Origin of the sequence: Halobacillus trueperi (genome assembly GCF_003386945.1) — a bacterium.
Classification (GTDB): Bacteria; Bacillota; Bacilli; order Bacillales; family Halobacillaceae; genus Halobacillus; species Halobacillus aidingensis.
This window is the reverse complement of sequence record NZ_QUAE01000002.1, coordinates 115,657-133,103: the sequence shown is the minus strand read 5'-3', so window position 1 is coordinate 133,103 and position 17,447 is coordinate 115,657. Positions and strand designations below refer to the sequence as shown.

At 45.9% G+C, this 17,447-nt stretch carries 16 protein-coding genes; 11 read left to right on the top strand and 5 right to left on the bottom strand.

Annotated features, from left to right (window positions below; all coding sequences use genetic code 11):
- Positions 1-11 precede the first annotated feature (11 nt).
- On the top strand, positions 12-530 hold the full coding sequence (locus tag DYE48_RS03250) for a L,D-transpeptidase (protein ID WP_089651793.1): 519 nt from the start codon (positions 12-14) through the stop codon (positions 528-530).
- Between the two features lie 58 nt (positions 531-588).
- On the opposite strand, the gene prli42 is transcribed toward DYE48_RS03250, so the two are convergent.
- On the bottom strand, positions 589-702 hold the full coding sequence (gene prli42, locus DYE48_RS21090; RefSeq protein WP_226590761.1) for a stressosome-associated protein Prli42: 114 nt from the start codon (positions 700-702) through the stop codon (positions 589-591).
- Between the two features lie 177 nt (positions 703-879).
- Here prli42 and DYE48_RS03245 point away from each other — a divergent pair, with 177 nt between their 5' ends.
- The 10 genes from DYE48_RS03245 (at position 880) to DYE48_RS03195 (ending at position 12,636) form a co-directional block, all read left to right on the top strand.
- Complete coding sequence (locus tag DYE48_RS03245; RefSeq protein ID WP_115822406.1) at positions 880-2,535, top strand: acyl-CoA mutase large subunit family protein; 1,656 nt, start codon at positions 880-882, stop codon at positions 2,533-2,535.
- 15 nt (positions 2,536-2,550) lie between these two features.
- Positions 2,551-3,363: a methylmalonyl-CoA epimerase gene (mce, locus tag DYE48_RS03240; protein WP_115822630.1), complete on the top strand. Its 813-nt coding sequence runs from the start codon at positions 2,551-2,553 to the stop codon at positions 3,361-3,363.
- A 2-nt stretch (positions 3,364-3,365) separates the two neighbouring features.
- The gene (locus DYE48_RS03235) at positions 3,366-4,913 is read left to right on the top strand and encodes an acyl-CoA carboxylase subunit beta (RefSeq protein ID WP_115822405.1); all 1,548 of its coding nucleotides are present in this window, start codon (positions 3,366-3,368) and stop codon (positions 4,911-4,913) included.
- A 70-nt stretch (positions 4,914-4,983) separates the two neighbouring features.
- On the top strand, positions 4,984-6,108 hold the full coding sequence (locus tag DYE48_RS03230) for a M20/M25/M40 family metallo-hydrolase (RefSeq protein ID WP_115822404.1): 1,125 nt from the start codon (positions 4,984-4,986) through the stop codon (positions 6,106-6,108).
- A 738-nt stretch (positions 6,109-6,846) separates the two neighbouring features.
- Positions 6,847-8,094 (top strand): DNA polymerase IV, encoded by a 1,248-nt coding sequence (locus tag DYE48_RS03220; RefSeq protein WP_115822402.1) that lies wholly within the window; start codon positions 6,847-6,849, stop codon positions 8,092-8,094.
- A gap of 59 nt (positions 8,095-8,153) precedes the next feature.
- Positions 8,154-8,282 (top strand): YpzI family protein, encoded by a 129-nt coding sequence (locus DYE48_RS03215; protein ID WP_115822401.1) that lies wholly within the window; start codon positions 8,154-8,156, stop codon positions 8,280-8,282.
- An 18-nt stretch (positions 8,283-8,300) separates the two neighbouring features.
- Positions 8,301-8,450, top strand: a complete 150-nt coding sequence (locus tag DYE48_RS03210; protein ID WP_089651800.1) for a small acid-soluble spore protein P — start codon at positions 8,301-8,303, stop codon at positions 8,448-8,450.
- 119 nt (positions 8,451-8,569) lie between these two features.
- Positions 8,570-8,794 (top strand): DUF3892 domain-containing protein, encoded by a 225-nt coding sequence (locus DYE48_RS03205; protein WP_115822629.1) that lies wholly within the window; start codon positions 8,570-8,572, stop codon positions 8,792-8,794.
- A 906-nt stretch (positions 8,795-9,700) separates the two neighbouring features.
- Positions 9,701-10,402: an ABC transporter ATP-binding protein gene (locus DYE48_RS03200; RefSeq protein WP_115822399.1), complete on the top strand. Its 702-nt coding sequence runs from the start codon at positions 9,701-9,703 to the stop codon at positions 10,400-10,402.
- Positions 10,399-12,636, top strand: coding sequence for an ABC transporter permease (locus DYE48_RS03195; RefSeq protein ID WP_167449435.1), 2,238 nt, complete (start codon positions 10,399-10,401; stop codon positions 12,634-12,636). Before DYE48_RS03200 ends, DYE48_RS03195 begins: the two co-directional genes overlap by 4 nt.
- Positions 12,637-12,866: 230 nt before the next feature.
- Here the strand turns inward: DYE48_RS03195 and DYE48_RS03190 are convergent, their stop codons facing one another.
- From DYE48_RS03190 to DYE48_RS03175, 4 genes are all read right to left on the bottom strand, one after another.
- Entirely contained in the window at positions 12,867-14,228 is a 1,362-nt protein-coding gene (locus tag DYE48_RS03190; protein WP_115822397.1) for an aldehyde dehydrogenase, read from the bottom strand.
- Positions 14,229-14,243: 15 nt separating this feature from the next.
- On the bottom strand, positions 14,244-15,167 hold the full coding sequence (gene rnz, locus DYE48_RS03185) for a ribonuclease Z (RefSeq protein ID WP_115822396.1): 924 nt from the start codon (positions 15,165-15,167) through the stop codon (positions 14,244-14,246).
- A gap of 105 nt (positions 15,168-15,272) precedes the next feature.
- Complete coding sequence (namA, locus tag DYE48_RS03180; RefSeq protein ID WP_115822395.1) at positions 15,273-16,289, bottom strand: NADPH dehydrogenase NamA; 1,017 nt, start codon at positions 16,287-16,289, stop codon at positions 15,273-15,275.
- Positions 16,286-17,446, bottom strand: coding sequence for a glycosyltransferase family 2 protein (locus tag DYE48_RS03175; RefSeq protein ID WP_167449434.1), 1,161 nt, complete (start codon positions 17,444-17,446; stop codon positions 16,286-16,288). Before DYE48_RS03175 ends, namA begins: the two co-directional genes overlap by 4 nt.
- Position 17,447: the final 1 nt, after the last annotated feature.

Sequence of the window (17,447 nt, the reverse complement as noted above, 5' to 3'; positions counted from 1 at the left end):
AGTAAAAGAGGATGATTAAGTTGTACAGCTTCCTTTTACTTTTCAGTTTATTAAACCCTTTACTTCCTCCTCACACACCGGCTGAGCCCGTTATTATTGTAAACAAAGCGACCCATGAGGTTGTGCTCTACCAAAGCGACAAAGTTCTCTTCAAGGCACCTGCGGCCATAGGGAAGACGAAGGACTTGACGCCGGAGGGGCAGTTCAATGTTAAAGTGAAAGCCAAAGATCCGTACTATCGTAAAAAAGATATTCCGGGCGGTGATCCAAAGAACCCACTTGGGAGCAGGTGGATCGGTTTTGATGCCAGAGGGACAGACGGTAGGATTTATGGCATTCATGGAACCAATCAGCCGGATTCCATAGGTAAATCAGTCTCGGCTGGTTGTATCCGGATGAATAACAAAGATGTCGAGGCTCTATTTGACATGGTTCCTGCTGAGGCGGATGTTTTGATTGTAGATAGTAAAAAGGAAATGCCTGATTTATATCGCTTCTGGGAAGAAAACCAATTACAGAAACAACTCTAGAAACTAAGAAAGCCGAAGAGATGGAAGTTCCATCTCTTCGGCTTTTTTCATTCATTTATTATAAGAAGAAACTCGCGCCAGCCAATGCACTAGATAGAAGCATAGACAGAATCATGACATAGATCACGACTTTCATACGGCGTTCGCGTTTTGAACGTTTTTTTGTAGCCAAGGTGTGTAACCTCCTTCTCAGTCAATCCTACTGACATTCTACCTAAAAAAGAGAAATTGGACAAGGGCGTGAAATCATTTACAATAAAATTGTGAATGATAGTAATTTTTAGATAGGTAAGCGCTTCATTTCTGGTATGCTAGTAGTGTGAATGGACTGAATAAGGAGGCCTTTCTTATGAACACATCATCAAGTGACCAACACCCGAAGCAAAAATGGGAAAAAGATGTAGAAAAAACGACGGAGCGTTTTCCGGAACGGAAAAAAGCGTTTCATACAAGTTCCGAAATTCCGGTCGAACGATTATACACGCCGGAACAGATGGATGAGGACTACATAGAGGAGATCGGCTTTCCAGGCCAATATCCTTATACAAGAGGGATTCAGCCGACCATGTATCGAAGCCGCTATTGGACGATGCGTCAATATGCAGGATTCGGATCGGCGGAAGAAACGAATGAAAGATTCCGCTATTTATTGAAACAAGGGCAGACCGGTTTATCGGTCGCTTTCGATCTGCCGACACAAATCGGTTATGACTCTGATGATCCGATGGCAGATGGGGAAGTAGGGAAAGTCGGTGTCGCCATTGATTCGTTGAAGGACATGGAGCAGTTATTCGATCAGATTCCACTCGATAAAGTTAGTACATCAATGACGATTAACGCACCGGCCAGTATTCTGCTTGCGATGTACATCGCTGTTGGAGAAAAACAGGGAGTGGCTCCTGAAAAACTGACAGGGACGATTCAAAATGACATTTTGAAAGAATATATCGCTCGAGGTACGTATATCTATCCACCGAAACCTTCCATGAGGCTGATCACAGATATTTTCGGGTACTGTCAGGAACATTTACCGAAATTCAATACCATCAGCATCTCCGGCTATCACATCCGGGAAGCAGGTTCTACGGCTGTGCAGGAAGTCGCCTTTACGATTGCGAACGGCATGGCTTATGTAGATGCGGCGATTGAAGCTGGACTCGAAGTCGACCAGTTTGCGCCAAGGCTTGCCTTCTTCTTCAATGCTCACAATCAATTTTTTGAGGAAGCAGCCAAGTTCCGGGCAGCTCGCCGCATGTGGGCAAAAATCATGAAAGAACATTATGGAGCAGAAAACCCGAAAAGCTGGAAGCTCCGTTTCCATACACAAACAGGCGGAAGTACGCTGACGGCTCAGCAGCCGGATAACAATATTGTGCGTGTCACATTACAAGCACTTGCTGCTGTCATGGGAGGAACGCAAAGCCTGCATACCAATTCCCGTGATGAAGCTCTGGCTCTGCCTACCGAAGATTCGGCACGCATTGCTTTACGTACTCAGCAGATCATAGCCAATGAAAGTGGCGTGGCGGACACAATCGATCCACTGGCTGGTTCTTACTACGTAGAGTCGCTTACAGATCAGATCGAAAAAGAAGCCAATGCTTACTTGGATCGCATCAAAGAATTCGGAGGAGCGGTCCAGGCCGTTGAGGAAGGGTATATGCAGCGGGAAATTCATAAAGCTGCTTATGATGCTCAAAAACGAATCGAATCGAATGAGGACATCGTCGTCGGCATGAATGAATACAAACTTGAAGAAGAGATACATGCAGACTTGTTACGCGTGGATGAAGCGCTCGAACAAGCACAAATCCAGAAAACACAGGAAGTGAGATCTTCCCGCGATCAGGAATCTGTCGACCAGTGCCTTAAGAATCTTAGGGAAGCGGCGCAAGGAACGGAGAATGTCATGCCTCATATTGTGGCGGCGGTTAAAGTTTATGCCACAGTCGGGGAAATCGCGAACGTTTTAAGAGAGGAATTTGGAGAATATACCGGAATGTAGGAAGGGATGATGAGGATGAAACCAATACGTGTACTTATAGCGAAACCAGGGTTAGATGGACATGACAGAGGAGCTTTAATTATCGCTCAGGCACTCAGAGACCATGGAATGGAAGTCATCTATACAGGCCTGCGGCAGTCGGCTGTGCAAATTGCCAGAGCGGCCATTCAGGAAGACGTGGATGTCGTCGGACTTTCCTCTCTTTCCGGTGCTCACAAATCATTGTTTCCTAAAGTGGTCCAAGCACTGGAAGAGCAGGGAGCATCGGATATTCCAGTCGTCGGGGGCGGTGTCATACCTGCAGAAGATATTCCTTTTCTTGAGGAAAAAGGGGTCAACAAAATCTTTACCAGCGGGTCACCGACAGATGCAATCGCTGTATATATCAAGCAGCTTCTTAATAAGGAAACGATAGAAGCACCGAAACGCATCGCCCATATCGGAATCGCTGTGGAAAGCATTGATGCAGCCTTACCATTTTACCAGCATAACCTTCACTTAGAGCTTGAAGCTGTAGAAGTCGTGGAATCAGAACAAGTCCGCGTGGCTTTTCTTAAAATCGGTGAAACGATGTTCGAGTTATTAGAGCCTCTGAGTGATGACTCCCCGATCCAATCGTTTTTGACGAAAAAAGGAGAAGGTGTCCACCATATCGCATTGGAAGTGGACGATCTCACAAAACGTTTGGAGCAGTATAAAGAACAAGGCGTACGTCTTATACATGAACAGCCGAAACGAGGCGCTCATGACAGCCGGATCGCCTTTTTGCATCCGAAAGCAGCGAATGGTGTCCTGTTTGAACTATGTCAGCATGGAGAGGAGGAATAACGATGGACATTTTTGATAAAATCAATGAATTATATGATAAGCGCCGCCAAGTTGAATTAGGAGGCGGAGATGAACGGATTGACAAGCAGCATGATAAAGGGAAATGGACAGCGAGGGAACGCATCGAACACCTGTTGGATGAGGAGTCTTTCATTGAGCTGAATCCATTTATTGAACATCGTCATGATGCCTTTGGGATGGACGGCAAGTCAGCGCCGGGTGAAGGGGTCGTGACAGGTTTTGGTAAAATTCATGGGCGTGATGTGTATTTGTTCGCTCAGGACTTCACGGTTTACGGTGGAGCCTTAGGGGAAATGCATGCGAAAAAGATTGCCGCTGTCATGGATCTTGCTGCGAAAAATGGAACCCCTTTTATTGGCTTGAACGATTCTGGAGGGGCACGCATCCAGGAAGGTGTATCTTCCTTGGATGGGTATGGACAAGTCTTTTACCGCAACTCCATTTATTCTGGGGTCATTCCGCAAATATCGGTCATTATGGGTCCTTGCGCCGGCGGAGCTGTCTATTCTCCAGCAATCACTGATTTCGTCATCATGGTAGAAAAAACATCGCAAATGTTTATTACCGGCCCGAAAGTCATTGAAACAGTGACTGGTGAGCAAATTTCTGCAGAGGACCTTGGTGGCGCTGGTGTTCATAATTCCTTGAGCGGGAATGCTCACTTGAAAACCTCTGATGAAGCTTCTGCTCTGGATGCGGTCCGGGATCTTGTTAGTTACCTGCCGCAAAACAATGAAGAACTAACCCCTGAAGTTGAAGTGGAGTTTGATGATGACTTCAGAGCTGACATTACGGATAAAATTCCTTTCGATCCGATCCGTCCTTATGATGTACGGATCGTTATCGATGAGTTCGTTGATGAGGACTCCTTTTTCGAAATTCATAAGGACTTTGCTAAAAATATCGTCGTCGGATTTGCGCGTCTGCAAGGGAAGACCGTGGGACTTGTTTGTAATCAGCCGAAATATATGGCTGGTGGCCTTGATATCGACTCTAGTGATAAAGCTGCCCGTTTCATTCGTACGTGTGATTCTTTTAATATCCCTCTCATTACATTTGAAGATGTGACCGGATTCTTCCCGGGCATCAAACAGGAACATGGGGGAATCATCCGCCACGGAGCCAAAATTTTATACGCATATTCCGAAGCCACCGTTCCGAAACTGACGGTCATTACGAGAAAGGCTTATGGTGGAGCCTATGTCGCTTTGAACAGTAAATCGATCGGGGCCGATCTCGTCTATGCCTGGCCAAATGCGGAAATTGCCGTGATGGGTCCTGAAGGCGCGGCAAATATCATTTTTGCCAAAGAAATCAGAGAAAGTGATACACCAGAAGAAACGCGGCAAAATAAAATCAATGAATACAGAGAACGATTCGCAAATCCATACGTAGCCGCAGGACTCGGGATGATCGATGATGTCATTGATCCAAGAGAAACACGGTCAACACTGATCAAAGCTCTGGATATGCTGAAGAATAAACACGAAGAACGCCCGTATAAAAAGCACGGCAACATCCCTCTATAATTGACACCGTCCTCCAGTTCCGCTAACGTACTAAGAGGAATGTGTTTACATATGAAGGAGGAAGACATATATGGTAGCCATTAACAAAGAACGCTTGCTGGAAGAGTTCTTCGAGTTGGTACAAATCGACTCAGAAACAACGCAGGAAGCTGAGATCGCTAAAGTATTAAAAAAGAAATTCGAGGACTTAGGTTTGGAAGTGCTTGAAGATGATGCTGCCTCGATTACTGGTCACGGGGCAAACAACCTGATCTGCAATTTAGAAGGTTCTAAAAAGGACGCAGAGCCGATTTATTTCACTTCCCACATGGATACAGTGGTCCCAGGGAACGGCGTTAAACCTTCTGTAGAAGACGGGTATATCGTAACAGATGGTACGACAATCCTTGGAGCGGATGACAAAGCAGGCGTCGCTGCCATTCTTGAAGCGATCCGTTCTCTTCAGGAACAAAATATCGAGCATGGAGACCTGCAGTTCGTCATCACCGTAGGAGAAGAAAGCGGCCTTGTCGGCGCGAAAGCTCTTGATGCTTCCATGCTCAAAGCGAAATACGGGTATGCACTCGATAGTGATGGTCAAGTCGGAAATATTATTGTAGCTGCTCCTACCCAGGCAAAAATCAATGCGATCGTCAAAGGGAAGACAGCTCATGCAGGAGTTGCCCCTGAAAAAGGAATTTCGGCAATCACACTGGCTTCCCGCGCGATTGCTAAAATGCCGCTTGGACGTATCGATGACGAAACGACAGCGAACATCGGACGCTTCGAAGGTGGTCAAAAAACGAATATCGTTTGTGACCACGTAGAAGTCCTAGCCGAAGCCCGTTCCTTAGACCCTGAAAAAATGGAAGCGCAAGTGGAGAAGATGAAGCGAGCGTTCCAAGAAACAGCGGAGGAAATGGGTGGCGAAGTCGAACTCGATGTGGAAGTCATGTACCCTGGCTACAAACAGCAAGCCGGAGACCAGGTCGTTGAAGTCGCACGTTCTGCTGCGAAACGCATCGGCCGCGAAAGTGAACTGCTGACAAGTGGCGGTGGAAGTGATGCCAACGTCATCGCAGGCCACGGCGTACCTACAGTCAACTTGAGTGTAGGTTACGAAGAGATTCATACAACCAACGAGCGCATGCCAGTAAGCGAACTTGAGAAAATCACAGAGTTCGTAACAGCGATCGTGGAAGAAGTCGCACAATAACAAGCCAAGACTCCCTGAATTTTCAGGGAGTCTTTTTTTATGATCTAAATTACAGTCTTCCACATAAGCTCCCTTTTCTTGAAGACTCAGTTTCGAGACTTTTGTGTGCGTTTAGGGGCTGCGGGAAAAGGTTCGCTTTCCATGGGGCGGGCGGTGAGCCTCCTCGAGCTTCGCTCTGCGGGGTCTCACCTGTCCCACACGTCCCATAGGAGTCTCACCGTTTCCCTCCGCCCCTTTACCATATAAGTGTCTCGAAACTACTCCCAAAATAAGCAGCTTTCGAGGTTTATAAAAGTTAATGGATTCACTCTTGAAACTGGACACATGTATTCTGAAGCTTGCTTTAGAACCCTTTTCAACTAGAAAGCTGTTGTTTTGGAAGATGCTCCTACTGTGTATGTGGGTTCGTTTCTCACATCCATGGAATGGGGTGGTTGGGAAGCTGCGAGACTCCCGTGGGAGAAAGGAGATAGGCGAGATCCCGCAGGACGAAGTCCGAGGAAGCTCGGCGCTCCCCCACAGGAAAGCGAGTTGCTTCCAAGCCACTCCTGACGCTCAACATGGCAACGAACCCCGAAAACATCTCAAAACTGAGTCTTCCACAATCCTGCCAGTTAGTTCAATAACATGATTATGAGTTTTATGTATTAGACAAACAATAAATGAAGCGTAGATGAACAATAACGAGGCATATCATGATATAATAGAGAACAAATGTTCCAATGGAGGAAGAACGTTATGCAGTCCAAATGGTATCCAAAAAAAGGACGCGTCATTTTTCATGTCGATATGAACAGTTTCTATGCGTCTGTGGAAGCAGCCTTTGATCCATCATTAAAAGGAAAGCCGCTTGCCATCGCAGGAAACCCTGAAGAAAGACGCGGGATTATTGTCACAAGCAGTTATGAAGCCCGCAAGTACGGGGTTAAAACGACGATGCCTTTAGGAGAGGCTAGACGGTTGTGCCCTGAACTCATTGTCATGGGACCGACGTTTGAACGGTACCGTACAGCGTCCAAAGAGATGTTCAAAATTCTAGCTGATGTGACGCCGCTCGTTCAGCCGGTTTCCATAGACGAGGGTTATATGGATATTACCGACTGCGCGGACCAAGGTTCTCCTCCAGAAATAGCCGAACGTATCCAGCAGCGGATTAATGAAGAACTCGATCTTCCATGCAGTATCGGGGTAGCTCCAAATAAATTTTTGGCAAAAATGGCTTCTGATATGAAAAAGCCTATGGGAATCACGATCTTACGGAAAAGAGATCTTGAAACAAAATTATGGCCTTTACCGATAGAAGAAATGTACGGAGTCGGGTCGAAAACAGCAGAGAAATTAAGGAAAGTCGGCATAGAAACCATTGGGGATTTAGCCAAACACCCTGTCCTTGAGTTGAAGGGTGTTCTTGGAATCAATGGAGAGCGACTAAAAAATAGAGCGAATGGAATGGATGATCGGCCTGTTGACCCTGAGGCTGTTCATGAATTTAAAAGTATCGGCACATCAACAACGCTTCCCCAGGATACGACGGATGACACGGAGGTACAAACGGTCATTCGCAGACTTTCCAATAAAGTGGAAGGTCGGATGAAAAATAAAAAGGTTCTTGCGAGAAATGTGCAGTTGACGATTCGTTATCATGATCGTAAAACAGTGACTCGTAGTCGGCAGCTGCAGGAATTCATCCATTCGTCTGAAGATCTTTTTCAAGTGGCGATGCAATTATTCGATGACCACTGGAATCAGCAGCCTGTTCGTCTGCTAGGCGTTACCGCGAGCGACCTGGCGGAGAAATCAGAAGTCAGTCAACAACTTGATCTCTTTAATTTTGAACAATATGCCAGCAAGGAAAAATTGTATCAAACGATTGATGATCTGACTGAGAAATACGGCAAAAACCCTTTCCGTAACCTCAGTAATCCTACGAACCCTCAGGTGAATACGAGCTTTCAAAAGGATTTTCTCGACGATTTCAAAAAATGATTCCCAGGCATAGCCTCCCTTTTCTTTTCCATACTAAAAGAGAAGGGAGGCGTTCTAGAATGGGTAGAGATCGACAAGAGAAAAAGTTGAAAAAATCCGGCAGAGTGGAGTCCGACCGTGATCAGCGCCTAAGTTATCCGGGTGCGACCGCGTTGGAGGGGCCTGAAGCAGCTCGTAAACGCAGATAATCAAGGAGGCGGATTTTGATGGGTAGACGCATGGGACCAAAACAGCAAGAACAACCGAACTTACCACTAGGGCCGAAACAAGCATACGGGGAACCGGCTCAAGGATCTCATAAAGTGAAAAACAGGCAGCATTCGCGTCAAAAACAAAAATCTTCTCACGATATGTAAGATGAAAAGGCAGCCTCTTTGGCTGTCTTTTTTATTAAAACATACAATAATCTCCACAGGAATGATGATCATATTATCTGGGTTCTTGGACAAAATAATTCTTGAGGAGGTTGAGAATGATGCCAGAACGAATTGTCGCCGTTAGAAAAAACGGGCAAGGTAGCATTGTTGAAATGCAACTGTCGTCAGGACAAGTGATCGATTATAAGCGAGCACATGAAATGGCGCACAGTGGTGAACTGGAACACGTGAACCTCATTCGAGGCAAAGATGGAGAAGACCATCTGCGCAGTGAACCAGATGGCATTCAATCCAACAACTTGGACAACCTTCCATCTTTCTAATAGAGAACCCAGGCAAAGCCTTGCGCTTGCCTGGGTTTTCTTTCGTTAAAGCTCCCGTTTGTGGAAGACTCAGTTTCGAGACATTTGTTGAGTGGATGGGGGCTGCGGGGAATGGCTCGCTTTCCGCGGGAGCGCGGTGAGCCTCCTCAAGCTTCGCTCTGCGGGGTCTCACCAAGCACTTTTTTCCTCTTAGTTATCCGGTTCCGGCGCCTAGCGGCTAGTGAGACTTCCCTCGCTTCTGTACGATAAGTCAACATCGAATCACTCCGTTCTTCGTGTTTCCTTTATCTCCGCCAGCTCAGTCCAGTCCATACGCCGCTGATCGAGGCGCCTGCACACTTAAGGTAGGAGTCTCGCCATTCCCCTCCGCCCTTTTGCCATAAAAGTATCTTGAAACCACTTCCGGAATAAGTAGCTTTTATGCCCATGGTAATTGGAGGAGAATGAACTCCTAAGGACGCTATTCTGCATACGAAAAGCTTGTTATAGAGCGCTTTATGCTTATAACACCAGGATAGTGGAAGGCACCCTCCCACAGTAAAGGAGTTCGTTTCTCACCTTCATGGAAAAGGGTGGTTGGGAAGCTGCGAGACTCCCGTGGGAGAAAGGAGATAGGCGAGATCCCGCAGGACGAAGTCCGAGGAAGCTTGCCACTCCCCCACAGGAAAGCGAGTAGCTTCCCAGCCACCCCTGACGCTCAACACGACAAACGAACCCCGAAAAGTCTCGAAATCGAGTCTTCCACAAGCCATTATCTGCAATAAAAATAGTGAACAGGATGATAAATAATGAAATATATACATATAAATATTTCAAAAAGTTATTGACTTCTCTTTTTATTGAGGTACACTAAAAATGAAATAAATGATGTATTTTATTACAAAACTTTTAATTGGAGATGATGATATGGCAATCTTCGCAAATCAAGTCAATAAAGCGTATCAGAGCGGAGAAGTGACAGTTCAGGCGCTGCGCCAGGCGTCATTAGAAGTACCAGATAAAAAAATCGTAACGATTCTTGGCCCTTCAGGGTCAGGGAAATCCACGCTGCTCAATGTTATTGGGGGAATCGACCGTTACGATTCAGGATCAATCAAAGTAGGAGACACGGTTCTTGATCAATTGAAGGATCGCCAACTTACGGATTACCGACGGAATTTCGTAGGGTTCATTTTTCAACAGTATAATTTAATTCCAACACTGACCGTCGAAGAAAATGTTGAAGTGGGGCGGGAATTGAGCCAGCAGCCGCTTGATATGAAAGATACGTTAGAAAAAGTAGGAATGTGGGATAAGAAAAATAAATTCCCTTCTCAACTGAGCGGGGGTGAACAGCAGCGTGTCGCGATTGCGAGAGCACTGATTAAGAACCCGCAGATTTTACTTTGTGATGAACCGACAGGTGCCCTCGATGAAGAGACAGGGAAAAATATCTTGAAGTTGTTGAAGTTCGTCAATGAGCAGTACGGAACGACGGTTTTAATTATCACCCATAACCAGGGAATCGGTGAGATGGCTCATTCTGTTATCCGAATGAAAAGCGGTGAAATTGTTGATTCCTATGAAAACGAAAATCCTGTTCAACCAGAGAAGGTGACATGGTCATGATTTTAAAGAAATCTGTGTACAGGACTTTGAAAGAAAAGAAATTTCAATATGCCGGGGTGGCCGTTCTTCTTTTACTTGCTGTTATGCTTTATGTATCCTTATCCATGGCCATCACGACACTGGAATCAAGAAATGAAACATTTTCGGAGGACTATAAACAGGAAAGCTTTCATTTTGTAGCTGGTGGGAGTGTTACAGATGAACAGCTCTCTTTATGGGAAGATGAGTACAATGTGACTTTAGAGAAACGTAAGTATGCTGATTTTGAGGTGGATGATTCAACGTTACGTGTGTTTACGACTACGGAATCTGTTAATATCCCTTATATCGCTGAAGGGAAAGCACCAACAGGCGATCAAGAACTGGCTGTATCCAAAGTGTATGCGGAGAAACATCAGTATCAGCTGGGCGATACCATTACAACCGGTGATGGTGAGTTTGAAATTACAGGCTTCGTCTATTTACCTGATTATATTTATATGATCGAGCAAATGACAGATTTGTTAGCGGATGCTGAAAAATTTGGGATCGCGGTCGTTTCCCGAACAAGTTTTTCCGGGCCAAATGGACAGACGGAAATTCTAGGATGGACAGGAGATGGAGATGTTCCTAATGGGTTTAGGGAAGCGGTAAGTGAAGATACTGCTCTTTTGCAATTCGTCCATTCAGACGATAACCCTCGCATCGGTTTTGTGGAAACAGAAATCGAAGGCGCCAAAGGTATGACCACGACATTACCACTGTTCATTCTTGCCCTCTCGATTGCCATGGTATTGATGCTCATGAAGCGACGGATGGAAATGCAGAGAAAAGAAATCGGCACGCTCATGGCCCTTGGTTACCGTAAGAAAGAATTGGTCCGTCATTATTTAGGGTATGCCTGGGTCATTGGATTGGGAGGAACCGTCGGTGGCTTAACTGCGGGTGCAGGTCTTTCTGTACCGCTCTCGAACCTTTATGCAAACTACTTTAACTTACCGGCCCTCTCCATGTTTGACTGGGATCCTTTTGTTCTTGTTATAGGATTTGTCCTTCCTTTATTGCTTTTGATCTTACTCACGACCTTCGTCATCAGTCGGACGTTACGAACAGAACCACTGACACTACTGAGGCCTAAAGAGGTCTCCAGTGGGAAAAAATCCTGGCTTGAAAAACTTCCACTTTTGCAAAAAGGAGGTTTTATTCGCAGGTTCCGGTTGAGGTTATTGGTGAGAAACAAAGCGAGAAGTGTCTATATTTTTATCGGGGTAATGTTCTCTACCGTTTTATTATTGTTTGGATTGATTACGTTTAATAGCATGGACCAGCTCGTAGAAACGACGTATAAGGAAATTTTGAAATACGACTATGCTGTCCACTATCAATCGTTGATGACAGAAGAAACGGAGGAAGAACAAAGCCCTTTTACAATGAACGAACTTGGTGTCGTGGATGAAGACGTGAAAATTACGGCATACGGTATGGAAAAAGAGAACGAATTTATTCAATTGAGTGCGGAAGGGGAAAGTCTGCAATCCGAGTTTTCAGAAGGAGCGATTATCAGTGCTCCTCTAGCTGCCGTACTTGGGATAGGGGAAGGGGATGAAATTAACCTCGAAAACTCTTTGAACTCGGATACGATGCAGGTGGAGGTCGCTGCAGTAGCCGACCTGTATATTGGGAATAACCTGTATCTTCCTCGCGAGAAATTGAACGATTTCCTTGGTTTCCCTGATGAAGCCTATACAGGGACCTGGCAAAACAAGTCTCCGGAAAATAGCGAAAATGTTTATATGGTAGAAGATAAGCAGAAGGCGATAGACAGCTTTGAATCGACGACAGGCGCAACTAGAGCTTCTGTGGCCGGAATGGCCGTGTTTGCTGTATTAATTGGAGTGATTGTTCTTACTTTGCTCACCAACTTGATTGTTGAGGAAAATTCACCTTCGATTTCGTTGTTTAAAGTGATGGGCTATCATGACAAGGAAGTCTCTAAACTTGTCTTGAGTGTGTATACCCCTATCGTACTGATCGCTTACTTTGTTTCAATCCCGCTCGCGAGTTTGAGCTTGCAGCAAACGATGAACACACTCGTTCAAGAGACCGGTTTTCTTATGCCGACAGATGTTGCGTGGTGGATGGTCGTGATTGGGTTCATTGTTATCATGCTTACGTATTGGCTCTCTCTCGGGCTATCTAAACGAAAGTTGAAGAATGTATCGTTACAGGAAGCATTGAAAAAGCAACAAGACTAGAGAAAAAGGACAGCGGCCCGGCCGCTGTCCTTTTTCGCGCGCAAGAAGTCTGGAACGCGCGCAAGAAGTCTGGAACGCGCGCAAGAAGTCTGGAACGCGCGCAAGAAGTCTGGAACGCGCGCAAGAAGTCTGGAACGCGCGCAAGAAGTCTGGAACGCGCGCAAGAAGTCTGGAACGCGCGCAAGAAGTCTGGAACGCGTGAAAAAAGCGAGCGCAATGCTCGCTTTTTACTATCCGAAGAATTTTTTCAGCACGGCCATGCCGAGCTGGGATCCGGGATAGCGGAAGTTCTGATCGAAACGGGTCGTTTGTTTTGTAATGCTTTTCTCGTGCGTGAAGGTATCAAAGCTTCGCTTGCCATGGTAGCTGCCCATGCCACTCTCACCGACACCGCCAAATGGAAGGTGTGGATTGATGATATGGTAAAGGGTATCGTTGATGCATCCGCCGCCGAAAGAAATCGAGTTGAGGATGCGCTGCTGTTCGACTTCGTTTTCTCCAAAGTAATACAGGGCAAGAGGCTTTGGACGGCTGTTGATTTTATCAATGGCTTCATCGAGTGCATGGTAAGTCAAGACTGGCAGCACAGGCCCGAAAATTTCATCTTTCATGACTTGATCTTCCCAGGACACCTGATCGAGAATGGTAGGCGCGATTTTGTGTTTGGATTCATCCAAAGAACCACCGACGACGACCGTTCCGGAATCGAGGTAAGCAGATACTCGTTCAAAGTGCGTTTGGTTTACGATTTTGGTGTACTCTTCATTGTCCAAAGGATTCTCTCCGTAAAACTGCTGAATGTACTTCTTCATGGCACGGATCAAATCCGCTTTTACTTCATGGTGGACATAAAGGTAATCAGGCGCAATACACGTTTGTCCTGCATTGGTGAATTTGCCCCAGACGATGCGTTTGGCGGCAAGATCGATATTTGCATCTTTGTGAACGATCGTCGGGCTTTTCCCACCAAGTTCCAGCGTCACAGGGATGAGCTGTTTGCTCGCTTTTTCCATAATGATTTTTCCGACCGGAACGCTCCCGGTGAAGAAAATATAATCAAGCGGTTGTTCAAGCAGCTTCTGTGTCACCTCTTTATCGCCTTCAATCACGGCAATAAAGTGAGGGGGGAAGTATTGTTCAATCATTTTTTTCAGTACCCACGAAACCGTCGGTGTAAGTTCAGATGGTTTAATGATGACCGTATTTCCTGCCGCAATCGCACCGATCACCGGAGCGAGGGCGAGTTGGACGGGGTAGTTCCACGGAGCGATCACCAGTACAGTGCCATAGGGCTCTTTTCGAATGAAGTTTTTTGAGCCTGTATGGGTGAGTGGTGTCTTCACTTTAGTTGGCTGCATCCATGTTTTTAACTGTTTCACATGGTGATCGATTTCACTTTTCAAAAAAGCGATTTCTGATGCGTACGCTTCGTATTCCGATTTATTCATATCGAATTTCAAAGCATTGAGGATCGGTTTTTCAAAGGTCGTCAGCATCTTCTTCATTTTTAAAAGCTGTTCTTTACGGAAAGCATAGCTCTTCGTATGTCCCTCTTTGAACCATGATTTTTGTAGCTTCACCGTTGGGTGCATACAGCTCCTCCTTAGTTAAATTCGTTTAATGGGGTGTTGATAAAAATCGTATGCGATGGTGGTGTTCGGGAATATATTCTGTGCTTCCTCCAGAAGCTCCTCCACCGAATCACCCTGGTACCTGGAAGAAACATGATTAAGAATCAATTCGCCAACATTCGCTTTTTCGGCAAGGGTGGCGGCTTGTTTGACGGTGGAATGAAAATAATCATAAGCCATCTTTTCTTCATCGCCAGCAAATGTCGCTTCGTGGACGAGAACATCGCTGTCTTTCAAAACCTCTTCAAGGTGAGGAAGGTAACGTGTGTCTCCCAAAATAGCGACTTTTCTTCCCTTTTTAGCAGGTCCAATGACGTCTTCCCTACGAATAACTCTTCCATCTTCCAGGACCGTCCGTGGTTGGTTTTTAATCTTTTGATAGATAGGTCCAGGTTTGACCCCCAGCGCCTTTAGTTTTTCTGGCTGTAGTTCACCAAGTTGATCTTTTTCCTTAAGGATATAGCCATAGCTTTCAAGTCCATGTTCAAGTTTGACGGCTTCAACGATGAACTGTTCGTCTTCGAAAAGCTCTCCTTCTTCCACTTCTTCAATGTAAAGGGGATAGCGAAGGTGAGTTCCGCTCAATTCGAGACTGATATCAATGTAATCTTTTAAACCGCGCGGCCCGTAAACGGTTACAGGGGTTTCACCACCTTGGAAAGAACGGCTGCTCAATAATCCGGGCAGTCCGTATATGTGATCCCCATGAAGGTGGGTGATAAAAATCACTTCAATTCGTCGCGGACGTATGTTTGTATTCAATATTTGCTGTTGTGTGCCTTCTCCACAGTCAAAGACCCATGTCGTTCCACGCTCTTCAAGAAGGCGGAGGACAAGGGAGGAGACATTTCTTTCTTTTGATGGGACACCAGATCCCGTACCTAAAAAAAATAGTTCCATTGCCAACACTCTCCTACACTTATCATGATACCACCAGAAGGGGGAGAACACACTTGAAAAGCCATAAAAAAACTGCCGGATGCGTTTCCGGCAGTTCAATGGTGTTTACCAAGCACGTGTGTATTGTCTTGGCCCTTCTAATGAGTAGCCGAGTTCATCAGCTGCTTCTTTTGGCCAGTAAGGGTTTCTCAAGAGAGCCCGGGCCAGGAAAATCAAGTCGGCCCGTTCATTTTGCAAAATTTCTTCCGCTTGATTTCCACTTGTGATCAAACCGACAGCCCCCGTGTCGATACCGGCGCCTTGTTTGATTTGTTCGGAGTACGTGACCTGGTATCCCGGGTAAGGATCGATCGCAGCAGGTACGACACCACCTGAGCTGACGTCAATGAGATCTACACCTTGAGACTTCATCTCACGGGCAAAGTATATAAAGTCGTCCATCGTGTTTCCATCTTCATGATATTCTTCTCCGGAGATTCTGACGAACAATGGTCCATTCCATTCATGCTTAACGGCCTCGATCGCTTCACGCAGGAAGCGGTAACGGTTTTCACGGGTGCCTCCATATTCATCGTCCCGCTTGTTCGTAAGAGGGGAGAGGAATTGGTTGATCAAATACCCGTGGGCTGCGTGAAGTTCAATCACATCAAAACCGGCTTCTTTAGATCGGCGAGTCCCCTCGCGGAAAGCTTCCACTGTACGTTGGATGTCTTCATTCGTCATTTCTGTCGGCACCTTCATGGATGCACTGAAAGCTTCAGCACTCGGGGCGAAAATTTCATCCCGTAAGTTGGCTTTACGCCCGGCATGGGCCAGTTGAATGCCAGCTTTAGCCCCGTGGCGGTGAATACCTTCATTGATTTTTTGTAATCCTTCGATGTGTTCATCGCTCCAAATGCCAAGGTCTTCATGTGAAATACGACCTTCAGGTAAAACGGCGGTCGCTTCTGTAATGATCAGTCCGACTTGTCCAGCCGAGCGGCTTTCGTAATGGGTAAGGTGAAAGGGCTGAGCATAGCCGTCCTGATTGTCCGATGAATACATACACATCGGAGACATGACGATACGGTTTTTTAACGTGACGTCTTTTACTGTATAAGGTTCAAATAATTTATGTTTCAACGATGATCCTCCTCCGAGTTACGGAAAAATTGTTTCAATTCTTTGATCGAATACTGGTTGCCACGCCATTCAATTCCTCCACGTATCCATGTCAGGATAAGCGCTCTAGCAAGCATGAAAACAAACAAAAGAGCGAAAATCGGCAGACCGAAAATCATCCACCATGGATAGTTCGTGAAAGAACGGGTGGTTAAACCATATAAACAAAATAACAAAAGGATGTTGATTGCGCTAATGATTTGAACGGAAGGACTACCGAAGAAGACGAAAATGAACGGAAGCACTTGCGAAATTAGGACACCGAGAAGTGCAAACAAGGAGAGGGAAATGGAATAATTCAATCCAGCAAAAGCATTTTTTTCAAAACCCTGAAGAGCGGACTTGAAGTCAGGATACCATTCGACAGAAAGAAGTTGCTTGGCTGTTACGAGTTTTTGACTGAATCCAGCCGCCTTAATCTTCTGCCCGAGGGCAAGATCATCATCAGGGCGAAAGCGCACCGCCTCATGGCCCCCGATCTTTTGATAACAGGATTTATTCATCATTTGGAAAGCTCCAATCCCCATCCCACCTCTAGGCTTCTTCTGGTTGGCTGTCCATGGGCGTTTTAAATAACCGAAACCAAACAAGAAGTAGGAAATTAAGCCGCGTAACGCAAAGGATCGGGCTTTCAGATCTGGTGCTGCTGTAAGGTGATCGAGTTCTTCTGCTTTCATGAGTGTCAACGCCTTAGCGAGAGTCTGTTCTTCAAATTGAATGTCTGCGTCTGTAAAAAGCAAATAAGCGCCAGCGGCAAGCTCGGCGCCTTTTTTCAGAGCATGATTTTTCCCAAGCCATCCTTCTGGCAGGTGATTGATATGAACGGTTCGAATGGAAGAGTGCAGGGCAGCTGCTTCATCGATGATTTCACCCGTTCGATCATTGGAGCGGTCGTTCACAGCGATGATTTCAATTTCCACGTTTTTCTGGTTCGCAAGGGTGTGCAACGTTTCGTGAATAGAGTCTTCTTCGTCTTTAGCTGCGATGATCACAGAGATGAGCTCGGACGTTTGAGAAGGAACGGTATGTTCGAGCTTTGGAATTTTTCTAATCCCCAAAAGGAAGTCCGTGAGCATGATGGTCCATACAAGCATGAGTCCAACAAATACCCAAAACATA